Origin of the sequence: Streptomyces katrae (genome assembly GCF_000966975.1) — a bacterium.
Taxonomy (GTDB): domain Bacteria; phylum Actinomycetota; class Actinomycetes; order Streptomycetales; family Streptomycetaceae; genus Streptomyces; species Streptomyces katrae.
Genome location: NZ_JZWV01000482.1, coordinates 1 through 991, shown reverse-complemented (window position 1 = coordinate 991; position 991 = coordinate 1). Strand labels below are relative to the sequence as shown.

The following is a 991-nucleotide window of genomic DNA, read 5'->3' as shown; positions in this document are numbered from 1 at the left end:
TCGGCGACGGCGGCGCGGACCGAGGGGTGCACCCCGCGGCCGCCGGGGTCGGCCACCACCGCGACCTTCACGGGTCCGGTGAGCGGAGGGCCGTAGGCGGGGACGGGGACGGCCCGCGGGTCGCGGGGGTCGGTGCCGGCCAGCGCCTCGTAGGCCAGGCGTAGGTCGGCCACGCTGCGGGCGAACGGGCCGTCGGTGACGAGCGCCTGGGAGGCGGGGCCGGGGTCCTCGGGGCCGAGCACGCGGTGGTCGGCGGGGAAGCGGCCGGTGGTGGGCTTCAGTCCGGCGACCCCGCAGAACTGGGCCGGGACGCGGATGGAGCCGCCGGAGTCGTTGCCGAGGCCGAGGGCGGCCATGCCGGTGGCGACGGCCACCGCGTCGCCGCCGCTGCTGCCGCCGGGGGTGCGGGCGGGGTCCCACGGGTTGGCGGTGTCGCCGAAGAGCTCGCTGCGGGTGTGCATGCCGGCGAGGACCAGGGTGGGCATGTTGGCGTGGCCGATGGGGATGGCCCCGGCGGCGCGCAGCCGGGCCACGGGGGGCGCGTCGGCCCGGGCGACCAGGTCGCGGAAGCGCGGTACGCCGAAGGTGGTCGGTACGCCTTCGACGGGGGTGGTCTCCTTCACCGTGAAGGGGACGCCCGCGAGGGGGCCGAGTTCCTCGCCGGCGGCGCGGCGGCGGTCCGTCAGTTCCGCGGCCGCGCGGGCCCGTTCCGCCATCAGCTGGGTGACGGCGTTCACCCGCGGGTTGACCTCGGCGATGCGTTCCAGGTGGCTCTCGACCAGTTCGGCGGCGGACACCTCGCCGCCGCGCACGGCTTCCGCCTGTGCGGCGGCCGTCTTCTGCCACAGGGCTTCCGGCATGGTACGTCGTTCTCCGTCCCTCGTTTCGATGCGTTTGCATCGGAACCATATACGGGGAACCGATGCGCTCGCATCGAATAAGCTGCGGAGTACCCGCGGCGGAGAGCCGGCGAAGAGAGAGGGGGCGCGGG

General features: G+C 75.8%; 1 protein-coding gene. It reads right to left on the bottom strand.

The annotated features are described in order from the left end of the window. Positions 1-860: amidase (locus tag VR44_RS17820; protein ID WP_045948508.1), on the bottom strand; the 860-nt coding region annotated here is incomplete at its 3' end. Positions 861-991: the final 131 nt, after the last annotated feature.